This window comes from Rubripirellula tenax (assembly GCF_007860125.1).
GTDB classification, from domain to species: Bacteria; Planctomycetota; Planctomycetia; order Pirellulales; family Pirellulaceae; genus Rubripirellula; species Rubripirellula tenax.
Genome location: NZ_SJPW01000004.1, coordinates 53,277 through 69,673 on the forward strand (window position 1 = coordinate 53,277; position 16,397 = coordinate 69,673).

A 16,397-nucleotide genomic window follows, 5' to 3' on the forward strand; every position below is an offset into this window, starting at 1 on the left:
TTGGCGATGCTGGGCAGCACTCTCACGCCAAAAGGTGAGGCGTGTTGATCACGTTGGCGGTGGCAACGCCTAACATGCTGGCTTTCGACGGTGTGCCGTCGGCGTCCAGCGCGAACAGCATCCACGTCCCAGGGATCATGATGTTGGCATTCAGTGTTGTAACTTGGATCGTGCTATCGTCGATCACGGTGAAGCTGAGATTCACGAAACGCGTGTCGTTGTTGACCGCGTGAGTGGATGCTCCGCTTCGGACCGCAGTGATTCGCTGGATGACACTAGCGTCTTCGACCGTGATCGTGAACGTGTCGCTATTGTCGACGTTCGATGGCGCAGCGGTGATCACTGGACGAACCGCCAACGTGCCGTCAGCGGCGTAAAGATAGTCGGGCGCGTAGAACTCAGCATTCAGATTCTTCAGCGGGCCTGGAGCCCCACCGCCGGCTACCCAGACGGTTCCGTCGGGCAACAGAATATGGGACGAGTGATACAGGCGAGCCAGTTCGACGTCCTCGACCACTTCGACTTGGTTGGTCGTCGGATCCCAGATCTCGGTTGCATAAACGGCAGTGCCAAGAACATTGAACTGGCTGCTGCCACCGGTGATCAAGACACGGCCGTCCGGCAACATGCTCATGCCACCGTCGCGTCGGGCGGAAAGAACATTCGCGACTGCGGTAAACGTTGGGTTCGTCGCGCTGAGGTCCCCGACATAGATCTTTGCATTGGTACCAACGAACGCAATCTTGTCGACGTCGTACATGACGCCGGGGGACCCATTGTGGTGAGGGACACCGGCGGTACCGATCTGTTGCGAGCTGCCGGCCCCGGCAGTGTTGATCCTGTACATGGCGCCGCTGTTGGACATCGTCACCACACTGCTGTCGCTGGTCACCCAAGTCTTGGGATAGTAGTAGTTGATGTTCATGTTGACGCCGGTCAGTGTTCGCCATCCCGTCGTCGCGTTGAACACTTCGGGAATATCTTTTCCGCCACCGGTTCCGCCTAGAACCAGGATCTCGCCGTTGGGAAGCGTGACACTGCTGCCGTACCAGCGATCGTACGCCATTTCGCCTTGGGTCGCGTCGCGTAGGGTTCGATTCGCATAGTCGAACACAAGCACATCGTTGACGGCCGTGTTGACCGTTCCACCTTCGCCTCGTGCGTCACCGCCAAAAATCATAACGTTGCCCGATACCGGATCGATCGACATGTTCGAGCAAAAGATGTCCGTGTCGGTCGTGTTGGGAAGAATCTCTTCAACACCGGTTTCGGGGTCGTAAATGCTGTACACGAACTGAGCACTTTGCATACCCAGTTCGGTCGTACCAAAGCTAAACACTTTTCCATCGGGCAAGACGATGGAGTGAATAGGGACCAATCCGAGCGGCTCAACGTCGCTCCATTCTCCATTGCCTTCCGAATCGGTATCGATCAAGTAGCTCGCGTTGGCGAATTGGAGGAAGCCGGCGCTATGAAGCGTTTCGGACTCACGAAATCCAGGAATGATCCCATCGGCGGCAGTCCATGTTCCGGTTGAGTAAACGGCTGGGCTCTCGGTTTGATAGGCCTTTCCGTCGACCGAGATGTAGTCGACATCCAAATTCTCGTCGATTCCCAAAACCGGATTCCACTCGTCGCTAATGAATTGAACTCGGATATCCGCAGCATCAACGGTGGTGGAATGTATATAAGCGAACGTTTGGAAATCGCTTGTTGACGATGCGGTGAATGTGCGGACAACCTGCCCATCAACCACCAGATTGAAACGCTCTGTGCCCTCGTGTCCACGCGCGTGGACCAGAATCCGGGATCCATCATTTGTGTTGCTGGCGAATTGAAAGTAGCCTGCGCCGTGCAATTCTTCGCCCCGCCCAAATCCTGGCACGATCCCATCGGCGGCGGTCCAGGTTCCGGTCGAGTAAACCGAAGGATCCTCGGTCTGGAAGCTCTCGCCATCAATCGTGATGTAGTCGACGGTCAGATTTTCATCGATTCCATTGGCGGGATCCCATCGGTCGCTTGGGAACTGGATTCGCACATCATCAGCGATGACGTTTTCAGTGTGGGTGTAGGTAAAGGACCGAAGCTGAGTCGTCGCCGTGAAGGATGCGACGTTTCGACCATCGATCCGCAAGTTGAACTGTTCCGTGCCCTCGTCACCTCGCGCGAATATTTCGATCTCGGATCCGGAACCGATTCCGATGATTGGAAATTGGAAGTACCCGTCGGAGTGCAGGAATTCACTTTCCCGAAAACCGGGAACGATACCGTCTTCGGGTTTCCAAGTGCCGGTCGAGAAGACGTCAGGAGATTCCGTCTGCAGCGTCACTCCCTCGATCGTAACGCTGTCGACACGCAGATTGCGGTCGGCTTCGGTCACTTCATCGTACTGGTCGTTGGTGAAGTCAACGCGAATCTGACTGGACCGCGCATTGGTGGTTGTTTGATAGGTGAAATCTTGAAGCTGGGTGCCGATACTCTCGAACGTCGCCACGGTGATCCCGTCAATTTGCAACGACATATTTTCCTCGCCGGTTGATCCTTGGGCGCGGATCGTGATCGGCATCACGCCGGCGTAGCTCTGTCGCGTCAGAGCGTCGAAGGCCAATCCGGATTCGATCGCGCCAACGCTGCGTTCCAGGATCCAGTCACCGTCCAAAGACTGAGCGCCTGTTTTGTCGGTCGATGCCGCTACATCGGCGCCCGTCAACTTGGCGATCTCGTTGATCAAATTCAGTCCGCTTTCGTCTGCACCGGTTTCACATCCGTAGATCAGGATGTCGGCCGTTTCGGTCAGTGAGTTCGACCAACTCCGTAGGCTTGCCTGTCGCTGCTGAAGCACTTCTGCGTCGACCAACTGATTGCCCAATTGAATCTGCCCTGCTCGGCCATGGGCAACGATGTGAACGCTGGCGACATTGTTTCGCTGAGAAAGCAATTTGGTAATTTGGCCCAGGCCGTCTTGATTGGGTTGCAGCAACACCAACTCGTGATCCGCCGACAAACCGTTCAATAATGGGCTGATGTCGTCGATGCTGGGATCGACGAAAACAATGTGATTCGATTGTGTTTGGGCAACGCTCGACTGAGAGACTTCGCAAGCGGGTGCAACTTCAGCAGCTTGGCTGATCGCGGCTCCGCAATCGGCGGCCAGCATCAATCGTTTTTCAAACGTGTCGGCGCTCCAATTTGGCGATCGACGGGCGACTGCGTGGTGACTTTTGGACAAGGTGCGAAGGGAACGTTTCATAGGTCGTCAGACTCATCGAAGAACATTTGGCGGGACACACGCGGCAATCACCTGAAGGGGACTTGATAGGTTGTCTCACCCTTCATGATCCGCGTTGGAGCGGCGATCCATCGCCCAGCCGCACGAAGCGGCGCTAGAAATGATAACTAGATCCACGCGAGACGCCCGACTTTGCACGCAAAAAGTCCGATATCCGTTATTAAAACTTCTTCGTTTTGCATGAGCGCCATCAAAAAGCAGACGAATTTCAAGCACACCTTCTCATATGGCCCTGAGAATCCTTCACTCGACTGAAGGGCGACCGAAACATTGTTTGCGTTGCATGCCAATAGTCGTCCCAGGAATATTGCCCGCTTCTATTCTTCTTGTTAGATCGTTCCCCATTCGCCCAACCGAATGAATGCGGCCAACAGATGGCACTGTGATCTGCCAATGGAGAAGGAGATCGAGGCACCCCATCGCTATGCGAGGAAGAGGCGGCGGAACGCAACGACGCCCCCTAAAGCCAGAAGGACAAGCGACGACGGCTCCGGGACCGCGGTGGCGTTGAGCCGCACGTTGTCGAAGTCCACTTCCAGATGCGCACCCGGATACATTAAATCAATCTGATTCAAATTCACCAAGCGAATGCCCAAGGCCTGGCCAAGCAGCGAGTGAGTGTCGCCCGTTGTGAACGACAGACTGCTGGTACCGAAATCGCCCTCAGCAATCGAACCGCTTAGCGAATTGTCGTCCTGATCTAAAACCGCGCCACCGGCGAGCAGGTCGACGCGATACCCAGGAAAACCATTGAGATTAAAATCGTCGCCGTTCTGGGCGATACCCGATGCGATGTTGCCGATCTCGACGTCTAGCTGGTAGTGAGTGTTCGCCTGCAACGTCGCGCTTAACGTCTGCTGCATGCCGTATTCGCCTTGGCCGCCGCTTCCCGCGAAATTGAACGCGATGCCGACGCGCTGACCCTCAGCGGCACCTGCGGTGAAGTTCGTCGGCGCGTTGGGGGTCAACGTTCCGATGTAGTACGTCGCACCCGCGCCGCCGCCGGCGGCGATGCCGTCGGGATCATACAAGTCCCAGCCATTGAGCGGTCCAAACGTAAACTCGTTGAACGGCGACTCGCCACTGATATCCTCGAAGCCTGAATTGATCACCGTCACCAATTCAGCGGAAGCATCCGGTGCATGAACGTTCAGATGAGCGAGGAAAGCGACGATCACGATGTGAATTCGGTACATGCGGGGGCTCTTCAAAGAAAAGAGGAGGCCTATTCAGAAATAGGGAGCGACACTTGTTACTCGCTATCCTTGTCCAAACCGCGACAAAATTTGCAGACATTTCTGTGGAATGGCCGAAAACACGTAGACGAGAAGGAATTGCGGAGCACTTCGCCTCCGCATCGTCGAACTATCGGTGCATAATGCCGACAACATATTGCTGCTCCCCGGAACTCGAGATTCATGCCGTTAGCCACGTGATTGAAGATAAGCCTCCCATCGAAACCACCTTTCCGGATTGGCATTCACGGCTGCGCGCGGGCGACTCAGTCATCACATCACGACTTTGGGAGCTGTACTTTCAACGGATGGTCTTACTTGCCCGCAAGCGACTTCGCGATACACGAACGGCCGCCCGTGATGAAGAAGACGTCGCACTCAGCGCGTTCAAAAGCTTCTGTCTCGGTATCCGAGCCGGCCGCATCGAACTGGATCGTGACGACGTCAACCTGTGGCCGCTGTTGGTCACCATCACGATCAACAAGGCGGTTGACCATGTCCGACACGAGAACCGCCAAAAACGAGGCGGTACTGCCAACGAACCGGCGGAATCGCTGCTCGAAAACGCGATCGGGCCCGAACCGTCACCAGAACTTGTCGCCGCAGCATCCGAATCACTCGAATCATTGTTGGCCTGCTTGGACCGAACCAACGATCCGATGCTGCGTGAAATCGCGATCGTTAGCATGGAAGGTAACTCCGCGACGGAGATCGCTATCGCACTGAAGTGTTCGCCCCGAACGGTGCAGCGAAAACTCAAAACGATCCGGCAACTTTGGCAGTCCGAGGCTCAATCGTGAACCCAGACGATCGAATCGATTTTGAGGACTTGCCCTCCGATCAAATGCTGTTCGTGAATCGTTGTTGTGACCAGTTCGAGGAAACTTGGCAACGCGATGGGGCCGCTTCTCTGTCCATGTTCCTTGATTCGCTGGAGTGTTCCGACGCTCGAACTCACTTAATACTTCAGCGGGAACTGTCAGTTTTGGACGCCCAGTACCGTAAGAGTTTGGGCGTGGAAGTCTCCATCAAGGACTACTCTGCGTGGTGCAAGTCGTTGACGAAAGCGGATCTCGACGAAATCACGCGTGCAGTATCGCAAACGACAAACGTTGCCGATCGGTTACACGAAGGCCAACGTGTCGGTGACTACGTGATCGAAATGTGCATTGGCCGCGGTGGCATGGGCCAAGTCTATCGCGCTCGTCACGAATTGATGGGTCGCAAAGTCGCCATCAAGGTCTTGCTGCAACAAACAAGCCAAGACCCGCAAGCGCGACGTCGGTTCGAACGCGAAGTCCAATCCGTGGCCGCGATGTCGCACCCCAACGTCTTGACCGCGTTTGACGCTCGAGACGCCGACGGCATGTTGTGCCTGGTGACCGAATGGATCGACGGACAAACGCTCGCCGATCGAGTGCGAGAAACGGGAAGCCTTTCGGTGACGGAGGCCATCGACCTTTGTGATCAAGCCGCAAGCGGACTGCAGTATGCTCACGAATCCGGTTTCATCCACCGCGATGTCAAGCCGAGTAACCTGTTGGTGGACGCGGCGGGAAATCTTAAGGTTCTTGACCTTGGGCTAGCCAAGCTTCGGCAAAACCTAGACGGTGCTGTGCCCAGCGATCGTCCACACGATGATGTCCTTACCAAGTCGCACCACATCATGGGAACCGCCGAGTTCCTATCGCCCGAACAAGCGAGGTTTCCGGATCAAGTCGACGTCCAAAGCGACATCTATAGCCTCGGCTGCACGCTGTTCTTCCTGATCACCGGCAATCCGCCTTACTGTGGCGACTCGCCGCTCGACACCGTGCTGTCGCACATCGAGTCCGAAACACCCAGCCTAGCCAGATCGAACGAAGACGCGCCAGTTCCCGCGGCGCTGGTCGATCTTGTCCAATCGATGATGGCGAAGGATCCCGCGGATCGCCCACGTTCGATGACGGAAGTGCGTTTGCGATTCGCCGAATTGCAAAACCATTCGCCGTCGCCGCTTGCGATGCCGCCCACACCGGTGTCAAGAAAACGTGTGCGTCAAGGGATTGCGATCGCGACGTGTATCGCCGGCATACTCCTGGTCGTTGCGGCCTCGATATCTTCGTCGAAGCCCACACAGCCAACCGCGACGTCCAACGGATTGATCTTCAACGGACAAACCAGCTACGCGATGGTCCCCGATTTTGAAGTGCCGATTCCGGGTCAATCGATGATCGAAGTGGTGGTGACTCCGCGAGCCGGCCGTTTGCCATGCAACGTCGTGACATGGACGGGTGACACAAGCCTGGTACTGTTCATCATGCAAGGCCGAAAATGGGGAATTGCGACCCTGGGCAATGGCAAGTCGGCGCTTGAAGTGACCGTGGATGAGATGGCGATGGATGAAACGTGTTTGGTAGCGGCGCGTTGGATTGGAGACGACCTGGAACTGTGGATCAATGGTAAGAAGGCTGAAACGCAACCGATCGCCTATCCGCTTTTTCCAAACGATCCGATGCTGTGCTTTGGCGGAACTCCCGCCGGCATGCTGCCTGATGAACAGGGCACACGATTCTTTCGCGGAACCATTCACTCGCTTCGCCTGTCCAAGCATCCACTGCCCGATCCCGCAGTTTACCGCTCGGGACTGGACTCACAACCTTCCACGTTGGCGTTGTTTGAAATGCGTGCCGGTCAAGACAACACCACCACCGATGCAACAGATCATCGCTGGACCGCATCGCTGTTCGATACTCGCTGGGCCGACTGACGAAGCGACTGTAAGTGACGGTATTTCGTTCGCCGTGGTGTTTTGCCGGTGACGATTCGGAACGTTTTTCGGTTCTATCAGTAGTCAACGCGTGGCGAACAACAATTGGAAGATCCCGTGGTCACACAACTCACCGGCAAACGAATCGTAATCGCTGGAGGCAGCGGATTCCTGGGCCGATCGATGGCGGACGCATTCGCTGCCAAAGGCGCGGAGGTCACGATTCTGTCGCGATCAGTGCCGAAGACTGCTGGATCGTGGACGCATCGCATTTGGGATGGGCGAACATTGAACGGTGGGGCGGCGGGAGACTGGTCGTCCGCGATCAACGGCTGTGACGCGATCGTGAACTTGGCGGGCCGTACGGTGAACTGTATCAAGACGCCGGATCACAAGGATGAAATTTTGCGGTCGCGTGTCGAGTCGACTCGGGTGCTTGGCCAAGCGATGCGTGTTGTCGAATCGCCGCCGCCGGTTTGGGTGCAAATGAGTACGGCGCACATTTACGGCGATCCACCGTCGGCCGTTTGTACCGAACAGTCCGCCGAAGGAATCGGGCTAGCACCGACGGTCGCGCGGGCTTGGGAATCTGCGTTTGCGGAAAGCAAGTTGCCCCAGCAACGCGGCACGATCATGCGGACCAGTTTCGTTGTCGGCCGTGATCGCGGCAGTGGCGGCGGGGCCCTTGGCACGCTGGGTTTGATCACCAAGTTAGGGCTCGGCGGAACAGTGGCCCGCGGCACGCAAGGGATGTCATGGATCCACGAGGACGACTGCAATTCGATCTTCGCGAGGGCGATCGCTGATGAAACGATGGAGGGGACTTACATCGTTTCTTCACCCCACCCAGAGTCACAGGCGACCTTCATGCGAACGCTTCGCAAGGTCATCGGAATACCAATCGGACTGCCAGCCTTTGAATGGATGGTCCGTATCGGAGCTCCGATCTTCATGCGTACTGATCCGGAACTGGTTCTCTATGGTCGCTACGTGATTCCGAAACGATTGATGGACGACGGTTTCGAGTTCGAGTTTGCGAACCTTGAACCGGCGTTGAGGAACTTGTATGACAAGAAACGTTGATCGCAAAGACTCAGATCGCACATGGCCGCTGCCGAATCATCCGTGGGTCATGCGAATGACGTGGTCGGACTTGCTGTTCGCCCATTGGCGTGTCGCGGCGGCGAAGGTTGCTGCGTTGCTTCCCACGGGAGTGACTTTGGACACCTGGGAAGGCCAAGCCTGGATCGGAGTCGTTCCGTTTCTGATGTCGAACGTAGCTCCGCGACTGTGTCCGCCCATCCCGAGTGTGAGTCGCTTTTTGGAATTGAACGTGCGAACCTACGTCACCGTTGGCGGAAAACCGGGCGTCTGGTTCTTTTCGCTCGACGCGGCAAGCCTCGCTGCGGTTCGGGTGGCCAGAGCAACGTTCAATCTGCCGTACATGGATGCGACGATGTCGATCGCTCAGAGCGAAATGGGCGAGACGAGTTTCAAAAGTCATCGCACGCATCGTGGCGAACGTTCGGCGGACTACGACGCAAGCTATGCCGCGGCGGGTGGCTTCGTCCACGCCGAACCGGGATCACTCGAATACTGGCTGACCGCTCGATACTGTCTTTACAGTGCCAATCGCAAAGGCAGAATTTTTCGCGGTGAAATCGATCATCCGCCCTGGTCCCTTGCGTCAGCCGTTTACGCCGAGCGAATCAACACAATGGGCGAACCGTTTGGACTTACGTTCCAAAACCCGCCGCATGTGTTGATTGCCAAGCCTGTCGACGTGCACGCGTGGATTGTGACAGAATGCAACAATGAATAGTCGCTTCCCCGCCGTCGTCATTTTCGTCACCGCCGCTGCTTGGGCTGGATTTGCCGTCTGGCTGGGCACCAGTCCCGGCGCGTTGCTACTCGCGTTTGGCGTCAACGTATCCACCCCGCAAATGTTGACGGAAGTGCGTGCGTTCTATGGGGGTGTTGAAATGGCGATCGCGGTAGCGATGATCATCCTTTGGCGACGCGGCGATGTGTTCGCTGCATTGCTGATTGGCGGCCTGCCGATGGCCGGTTCGGCGACGGGTCGATGCGTTGGAATGATATTGGATGGTTTTTCAGAAATGCATGCTGGGTTCGCGGGCTTAGAAATCATGGGTGCGGTGTTTTGCGGGGTTGGATGCGCGATGGCGTCTCGGGAGGCGAAGCATGGACCAGCCAACTCTTGATCGCGATGGGTTTTGTCTTTTGAAGCAAGCGGTGACGGCCGAAACTGTCGAACAATTGTTGGTCGTGTGTCGTGACACGTTTGATGACGACGCCGATGGCGATACCGTGCGGGCGAGATCCAGTCGAGGGCACGTGTACGCAGCCAGAAACTTGATCAAGTCGATTCCCGAAGTCTCAACCGTTTGGCAATGCGATTCGCTCGTCGGTTTTCTTCGCGAGCAACTCGGCGACCAATTCGGATTGGTTCGGGCGTTGTTCTTCGACAAACCGCCAGACCGAACGTGGGCTTTGGCTTGGCACAAAGACACATCCATCGCCGTGAGAAACCATTCGATCGCGTCACCTTCCGTTTCGCGACCAACCATCAAAGCCGGTGTGCCGCACGTGATCGCTTGCGACGAAATCTTGAACCGAATGCTAACGCTTCGGATTCACCTGGACGAAGTGACCGACGAAAACGGGCCGCTGCGAGTGATCCCAGGCTCGCACGTTTCATCGACCAGTGACGGCGATGGTTTAGATGCTGCTGTCGATGTTCACGCAAAGGTCGGTGACGTGTTGGCAATGCGGCCCTTGATCAGCCATTCAAGTGGCGCATCAGTACCAGGAACACGACGTCATCGACGCATCCTGCACCTAGAATTCGCAGCGTCTGCAAGCTTACCCGACGCGATACAGTGGCACGACTTCGTCGCGTATGCGCCGACACGATAGTCAACCTCGCCGACACTCGAGTGCACACTTTCCCGTTCGATCACTTTCCGAGTGAAACGCCCGCGGCGGTTGCAACAAGGGAACACGTGTGGAATCGAACTTTGTGTTTCTGGCCCAAGCTTTCGGTCTATTCAACGGAATCGAAGAGATCCGCGTGGGCGAACATTCCTGCTTACTCTAGATTACTTTCGCAATTCAATCAGGAAGCGAAAGCTCAAAACCTTCGCTTTCACCTTGAACCAACAACCACTGTTGGTCGACGCCCAGGGATGGAAACGATTCAACATGCCCACCAGGCCAGTGGACGGTCACTTGGCAGGCTTCCGATGACCTGCCCAAACCGACTCGGATGGCACGTTCGTCGCTGGCAAGAAAACCGTCACCAGAAGTTTGGTGGCACGTCCACCGCTGATCGCCTGACTGAACTTCAACGACGGCGCCGATGGCGTCACGCGCGCACGTGGTACCCGACAGCCGCAGGTCAATCCAGCGATTCGAATCACGAGCGTGATTGATCATCAGTGCCACGGGTTCGGTTTGGTGAGTCACCATGAAATCGGTCAACCCATCGCGATTCGCATCGATGGTCCACAGCGCACGCCCAACGTGCTTGCGGGCGACGTACTCGCTTTCGGTTTCCGCCGTGCGATCGAAATACCGACCCCCTTTGTCACGCTGGAAAATCTGCATCGGCTGTGCGTAGGGGACCGCATCATCGCCTTCTGGAAAACTGTCCACGTGTCCATTTGTCAGTACGATCTCCAGCATTCCATCATTGTCAAGATCGATCGCCGCAGTTCCGAAGCCGACAAGCGATAGTGTTGGAAGCTCGAGCTTGGCCGAGTAAGTCTGGTCTCGCCACAAGCCCGTTTCCGATCGTTGGTGAAGTGTATTGCATTCATACGCAAAGTTCGTGACGTAAAAATCGACTTCGCCGTCACGGTCGAGGTCACCTGTAGCAATCCCCATTGAACCCTGTGCGAGCGAGCGATCTCCCGACGCAAGTCCGTTCATCAAGCCAGATTCCAAGAGCTTGAATTCGGGTTGCAAAGATCGCGTCCAAAAATGATTGCTGGTCATGTCGTTGGTAATGAACACATCAACGCCCGCGACGTCATCAAAGCAGCCGACGGTGACTCCCAAGCCGCGACCTGCGATCGAAGGAACAGCATTCCAGTCCGAAGTCTTGTCCTCAAAAAACCCCACCGATGTGCCCTGCATGAACTGATCTTGCAACGCCGGAAACCTGAGCGGTGTGCAGGCGCGGGCGATATCCAAACCAGGACTCGGACACTTGTACAATACGGCGTCAAGGCCGACGGTGTAGTGCAAGATGACCAAGTCCGATATCCCGTCATCATTCAGGTCAGCAATCGCGCCGCTGGTGGACCATGCGGTTTTTGAATTGCCTGGCCCCAGTCGATCGCTAACATCTTTGAACGTTCCATCTCCGTTGTTGACCAGCAAAACATCGGGGCCATAGTTCATCACCAGGATGTCCGGAAACCCGTCCTCATTGATATCACCGATGGCAACTCCTTGGCCAAATCTCTTGTCATCTCCTCCCGAAAACGACGTGACGTTCCGGAACGACCCGGATTCGTTTCGGAATAGCGAGTTCTCGGCAGAATCGACAAGCGGTGGTTGGCCACCCGCGGCTGACAAATAGACGTCACTCCAACCATCAAGATCGAAATCAATGGTTCCACCTCCACAGCCATTGAACTGATAGAGCATGATTCCTGGACGGTCGAGATCATCGCCTGTTCGCCCAAAAAATCGCAACCCTCGTTGCTGCGACTCATCGGTCAACACATAGCGATTCGTCGCTTGCTCGCCATCATTGGAAGGTTGAGCTGAATCACGTCCGCCACCCGTGGCGATGCGATTTCGAGTGGCTAGGTCTGGTGCAGGAAAAGTCGAAAGTGAAACGGTCAGTTCGGGGTGGCCCTCGGTGAGTTGCCAGGGCGTCTTGCGGCGGAGTTTCGCAACGATCGTTTGACGCGTTTGGGTCAAGCCTGGTCTGTCGCCGCTGGCAAAGGTGGTTGCGATGGCAGTCCAAGCTTCTGCTTCCCAAATGCGTCCCAGATCGACTAGCGTTTGCGAAATGTCAATCGCCAAAGAAACGGATTCTTTGCCAGTTATTTTGAATTCAGACACCAATTGATTGAGACGATTCAATTGCGTGCTGCGACTGGCAACCGCCTTAGCAGTCACATCGTCCATTGTCTCTGGATGGGCAATGAGATTCCATACGCCGCGGAGTTTCAGCCATGCATCGGTTGAATCCGCGTCGCGTCGGGTTGCCTCCCAGTAAGCCTTGGCCGCTTCTTCGGTGAGATTTTCGGATTGGCACCAATCACCTAGGGCGATCCAATACTCCGGATAGTCGTCAAGGTTTCTATCCATCCTCGCGGTGGCCACAGCGAACTCATCGAAATTGCTTTCAGCTATTTGCAGCTTCCCTAGCAAAACGTTCGCAGGCACATGCTGTGGATGATTCAAAAGCACTTTTTCCAATGTCGCTCTTGCTTCACCTAATCGACCTCGATCAAGTTCTGTCTTTGCCCGCGCGGTCAACGGACGCAGATCCTCGGGATATCGAGCCACGAGATCCATCAGCGGTTTTTCGACCTTCGTTCTAGTCGACGACTCGACCAGTGCGATCAGCAGCTCAATATCGAATTGTCGACTCTGCACGAGAAAGCGTGCGTGCGGACGGGCACGAGGGCGGTCTTCCGTGCCCCAGTGCAATTCGAATAGTTTTCGCCTGATTGAGTGGTGGTTCGGTTGACTTGCAAGAGACTCTTCAAGGACGTCCATGCACTCATAGAGCTGCCCAACGGATAGCATCGCAGCAAACATCTGTTCGACCCTTGCTGAATCCTGAAAGGACTCAGCTCGACAGGCTTGCACCAACAATTCCGCGGCCACATCTGCTTTCCCAAGCTCGTGGGCCACCCTCGCAATTGCGGCGGCGATCTCGGGGTCGTCAGGATACTGACTCAAAATGGCCGGCGAGAGCTCCCATGCTTCCTGCCAATTCCTCGTTCCGGTTGCTGCTTCCCATGCGTGCAACAAATCTTGTGATTGTTCCTGCTGCTGTGGCACAATCGCGGTGGAACCAGACTTACCGCAGCCCACGGCTCCCATGACGCAGACGATCATTCCAAAAAACAATCCTCGCATCACGTACCATCCAACGGAAGAGAAATGACCGAATGTGGTCGCTTCGTCGAACGAGTAGCGTACCTCATTGTGAACTTCCATTGCGTCATCCAAGCAAACGTTTCCGTATAGAACCATCGCACCAAATGTTCGCGGATGGTCACACGAAAACCTTTCTGACTTGCTGCTCCTGCGATGCGAGGTCCGTCATTCTCTGGATTCATTCGCGGCATTGCGTTTGCCTTCGATTTCACGGATACAGTTGCCGATATAGGTTGCGTGGTCAGGCCATCGGCTTGCCGCGTCCTTGTACGCGACGATCGCCTCGTCCCAGTCGCCACGGCTATCGAGACGCGAAGCGGCATCGATCGCGTCTTCGATGTTGTCGGGGGTCGTCGAAACAGATTCGGCTTCTTCGAAATCAAAGTCTTCGGGCCAATCGATTTCACCTACGTCGATGAAAGCATGGCACTTTGGACAGGTCTGCGTCGTCCCATCCTGGTTTGCGGGAAATTCGCTGGTCGCCCCACAGTCTTCACACTCTGCCTTGATTGGCGGAGCATCGGCAAGGTCTTTGTGGCGAAGGTCTCGCTGCTGTTCAAACTGAAGAATCAGCGCGCCGGCCCGATCTGCATCTGACGTATCGACAAAGACTTGTGGCTTGTGGAATTGGCTAACCGTTCCAAAGAGACTCGATCCAACACTGGAATTGTCTTCAACCGCGTAGGCTTGAACATCATTGGATTCTAACCACGTCACGACCGAATGTGCTTCCAAGTTTCCACTCGCCGTATAGGCAAGCACTGGTGTGGCAATCGCTTGGTCGTCAGATTCAGATCCCACGGAAGAATCATCTTCGGGTTTCTCACCAGGCGGTTCGTAAGGGTTTTGGTTCATAGCGATGAAGAGGCTTTGAGAGTGAAGTGCCGTGGACCCGCAGATAAGCACGCCGGATCACGGAGAGATTAGGCCTACGATATACTCGCCCTATGTTACAGGAAACTGCGAACGCTCATTCAACCAGCCAACTCGCAAGTCGCGGCAAAATTCATGCCTTGTGTTTTGCGTCCAACAGAACTAGCAGCGATGCATCCGTCACATAGTCGCGAGGCGTCTTACCCGACTTGTTCGCGATCGTTGTGTCGGCGCCGGCGGAGATCAGAATGCGGATAATTTCACGGACGGCGTCGGTTCGCCCAGCGGTGCCAGGAGCACCGGTGTTGCAAACCGCGCGGTGCAACGGTGTCGAACCGCTTCTTCGGCAACACCGATTGACGCCTGTGCCGTGTCGAATCAGAGCCTGAACCGCCATGGGATTCCGAAACCGGACTGCATGATGCAACGCCGTCACGCCGTTCTTGTCGGATTGGTGAACGTCGACGCCGTTTGTGACCGCAGCATCGATGCGTTTTAGTTGGTCCGCATGGTCCGGATCGCGCTCACAGCAGATGCAGAAAAGTTCATTGACCATGGTGGAATCCTAGACGAAGTAACATCACAGACTATCCATCACATTTTTTCGCAGCAACCATGTATCGCATCGTCCGGGTGGACGGAAGCGTATTGGTGACTTCCATGAAGCCGGCAAAGGTCACTCGAAAACCGCATTGCTCCATCAAATAGGGAACCGTCGCCATTGTCCGGCACGCCGAAAGCGGAAGTGTGTCCACCACGCCATCCCAAATGCCGGACCAGGCGGACCGATCAAACAAGCCATCCATCACAACGACCGTGCCCAACGGTTGTAGCCATGCGTGCCAGTTTCGAAACGCCGCCAATGGGTCGTAGAGGCAATTGGTGAGCTGGCGAGAAGCAATGACGTCGAATTGCCCATCCTCGAAAAGATCTCGGTCAGACGGATGGTCGCAGAAACCGGCAACAGTTTCGATGTGCGACAGGTCCGGCTTGGCGTTCAGTATCGAACGCATCGCGGGGCAAGGCTCCAAGGCGGTAACCCGCAGGCCAGGCACGAGCGTTAGTGCGTGGCACAACGCGCCCGTTCCCGCACCAGCATCAAGGACGTTGGTATCGGCTACCAGCGATACACAATTGCTTAGATCAGCCAGACACGCTTCGTGATCTTGCCGTGTGAGCACGGCAACCCAAGCGTCGTATTCAGACGCCTCTTTCGGGCCAAACGCGGCAAGGCAACGTTCTCTCGATTCGAGGTAGTTCTCTCGATACACCACAAGGCATCTCTTGTCGGATGGGAACGGTACGCATCGACCGGCGGGCGAAGCACTGTTACCCGATCACGGCCGATCGCTACCAGTATCCGGCCCGCTGCAAAACAGTATTCGTCTCGCTGTCGAAGTAGTAGTCAGCTCCGCCCCCGTCCGATTGCACGGGACTACAAAAGTGTAAGGCTTTTTCGGGTATCGGCCAATCGCGTCCGTCGAACGAGTAATCAAAGCTCTCGCCGCTCACCGAGGCACCATCATCGAGTTGGTCTCGCGGAACTGCGGAACGGCCACCTGCTCTGCTCCAGAGGCCGTCGAGGTAACCGGTCAACTCATCAAGCGTGATCGTGTACTTGGCACGATGACCCATCGCATACTTTTCCAGCGTAATGTCGCGTGCTTGCGGAGGCAGGTAGCGTTCGACGCGATGGTCTTGAACCTCGGCATAGGCGGCATAGTGAAAGACACCGAATCGCTGGGAATCGAGTATCGAACCAACGCCGGCGCAAACGGGCAGGAAGGCAAGTATCGCGACGAACATCGAAACCAGTAGCGTCTTACCGCGGCGCCATCCTAACAGCGGCGAAATCAGCACCGCGACGGCTACCAATCCGAACAGCACCGCGAGGCTGATCTTAAACGGAAGTACAATCGGCCAAAGCATGATTCAGTGAGATGACCTCGAAGACCCAAAAAGCGAACAACAGAAAACTCACGCCATGCGTAACAATCGCAAACACTTCGGATCACTTGCGAAACTTCCGTCGCGTGCAGTTCTCCAAACCTTACCGCTATCGTATCGACATCGACTATCACGATGCAGGTAACCATCAACAAAT

At 55.8% G+C, this 16,397-nt stretch carries 13 protein-coding genes; 6 read left to right on the forward strand and 7 right to left on the reverse strand.

The features are described from left to right. Nucleotides 1-22 precede the first annotated feature (22 nt). Entirely contained in the window at nucleotides 23-3,250 is a 3,228-nt protein-coding gene (locus tag Poly51_RS14685) for a DUF4347 domain-containing protein (protein WP_146458571.1), read from the reverse strand. 461 nt (nucleotides 3,251-3,711) lie between these two features. Then, a complete protein-coding gene (locus tag Poly51_RS14690; RefSeq protein WP_146458572.1) occupies nucleotides 3,712-4,485 on the reverse strand; it encodes a PEP-CTERM sorting domain-containing protein in 774 nt (257 codons plus the stop codon). Nucleotides 4,486-4,721: 236 nt separating this feature from the next. On the opposite strand from Poly51_RS14690, the gene Poly51_RS14695 reads away from it, so the two are divergent. The 6 genes from Poly51_RS14695 to Poly51_RS14720 all read left to right on the forward strand — a co-directional run bounded on the left by Poly51_RS14695 (nucleotide 4,722) and on the right by Poly51_RS14720 (nucleotide 10,210). Then, complete coding sequence (locus tag Poly51_RS14695) at nucleotides 4,722-5,324, forward strand: ECF-type sigma factor (RefSeq protein ID WP_222435870.1); 603 nt, start codon at nucleotides 4,722-4,724, stop codon at nucleotides 5,322-5,324. Next, nucleotides 5,321-7,273, forward strand: coding sequence for a serine/threonine protein kinase (locus tag Poly51_RS14700; RefSeq protein WP_146458574.1), 1,953 nt, complete (start codon nucleotides 5,321-5,323; stop codon nucleotides 7,271-7,273). Before Poly51_RS14695 ends, Poly51_RS14700 begins: the two co-directional genes overlap by 4 nt. A gap of 117 nt (nucleotides 7,274-7,390) precedes the next feature. Beyond that, nucleotides 7,391-8,356: an epimerase gene (locus Poly51_RS14705; protein ID WP_246114518.1), complete on the forward strand. Its 966-nt coding sequence runs from the start codon at nucleotides 7,391-7,393 to the stop codon at nucleotides 8,354-8,356. Next, on the forward strand, nucleotides 8,340-9,095 hold the full coding sequence (locus tag Poly51_RS14710; protein WP_146458575.1) for a YqjF family protein: 756 nt from the start codon (nucleotides 8,340-8,342) through the stop codon (nucleotides 9,093-9,095). Before Poly51_RS14705 ends, Poly51_RS14710 begins: the two co-directional genes overlap by 17 nt. Continuing rightward, the gene (locus Poly51_RS14715) at nucleotides 9,088-9,495 is read left to right on the forward strand and encodes a DUF4345 family protein (RefSeq protein ID WP_146458576.1); all 408 of its coding nucleotides are present in this window, start codon (nucleotides 9,088-9,090) and stop codon (nucleotides 9,493-9,495) included. Before Poly51_RS14710 ends, Poly51_RS14715 begins: the two co-directional genes overlap by 8 nt. After that, on the forward strand, nucleotides 9,476-10,210 hold the full coding sequence (locus Poly51_RS14720; RefSeq protein ID WP_146458577.1) for a phytanoyl-CoA dioxygenase family protein: 735 nt from the start codon (nucleotides 9,476-9,478) through the stop codon (nucleotides 10,208-10,210). Before Poly51_RS14715 ends, Poly51_RS14720 begins: the two co-directional genes overlap by 20 nt. 195 nt (nucleotides 10,211-10,405) lie before the next feature. Here the strand turns inward: Poly51_RS14720 and Poly51_RS14725 are convergent, their stop codons facing one another. From Poly51_RS14725 to Poly51_RS14745, 5 genes are all read right to left on the reverse strand, one after another. Next, nucleotides 10,406-13,480, reverse strand: coding sequence for an FG-GAP-like repeat-containing protein (locus Poly51_RS14725; RefSeq protein ID WP_186775570.1), 3,075 nt, complete (start codon nucleotides 13,478-13,480; stop codon nucleotides 10,406-10,408). 105 nt (nucleotides 13,481-13,585) lie between these two features. Then, nucleotides 13,586-14,275, reverse strand: coding sequence for a DUF2007 domain-containing protein (locus tag Poly51_RS14730; protein WP_146458579.1), 690 nt, complete (start codon nucleotides 14,273-14,275; stop codon nucleotides 13,586-13,588). Nucleotides 14,276-14,426: 151 nt separating this feature from the next. Next, nucleotides 14,427-14,849, reverse strand: coding sequence for an ankyrin repeat domain-containing protein (locus Poly51_RS14735; RefSeq protein WP_146458580.1), 423 nt, complete (start codon nucleotides 14,847-14,849; stop codon nucleotides 14,427-14,429). 31 nt (nucleotides 14,850-14,880) lie between these two features. Then, nucleotides 14,881-15,564, reverse strand: coding sequence for a class I SAM-dependent methyltransferase (locus Poly51_RS14740; RefSeq protein WP_186775571.1), 684 nt, complete (start codon nucleotides 15,562-15,564; stop codon nucleotides 14,881-14,883). A gap of 79 nt (nucleotides 15,565-15,643) precedes the next feature. Next, nucleotides 15,644-16,222 carry a hypothetical protein gene (locus tag Poly51_RS14745; RefSeq protein ID WP_146458582.1) on the reverse strand — a complete coding sequence of 193 codons (579 nt, stop codon included), beginning with the start codon at nucleotides 16,220-16,222 and terminating at the stop codon, nucleotides 15,644-15,646. Nucleotides 16,223-16,397: the final 175 nt, after the last annotated feature.

Bases quoted from the DNA above. Each gene is read 5' to 3' on its own strand.
- Poly51_RS14685 (WP_146458571.1), bottom strand. From the start codon at position 3,250: ATGAAACGTTCCCTTCGCACCTTGTCCAAAAGTCACCACGCAGTCGCC.
- Poly51_RS14690 (WP_146458572.1), bottom strand. From the start codon at position 4,485: ATGTACCGAATTCACATCGTGATCGTCGCTTTCCTCGCTCATCTGAAC.
- Poly51_RS14710 (WP_146458575.1), top strand. From the start codon at position 8,340: ATGACAAGAAACGTTGATCGCAAAGACTCAGATCGCACATGGCCGCTG.
- Poly51_RS14715 (WP_146458576.1), top strand. From the start codon at position 9,088: ATGAATAGTCGCTTCCCCGCCGTCGTCATTTTCGTCACCGCCGCTGCT.
- Poly51_RS14720 (WP_146458577.1), top strand. From the start codon at position 9,476: ATGGACCAGCCAACTCTTGATCGCGATGGGTTTTGTCTTTTGAAGCAA.
- Poly51_RS14725 (WP_186775570.1), bottom strand. From the start codon at position 13,480: ATGGAAGTTCACAATGAGGTACGCTACTCGTTCGACGAAGCGACCACA.
- Poly51_RS14730 (WP_146458579.1), bottom strand. From the start codon at position 14,275: ATGAACCAAAACCCTTACGAACCGCCTGGTGAGAAACCCGAAGATGAT.
- Poly51_RS14735 (WP_146458580.1), bottom strand. From the start codon at position 14,849: ATGGTCAATGAACTTTTCTGCATCTGCTGTGAGCGCGATCCGGACCAT.
- Poly51_RS14745 (WP_146458582.1), bottom strand. From the start codon at position 16,222: ATGCTTTGGCCGATTGTACTTCCGTTTAAGATCAGCCTCGCGGTGCTG.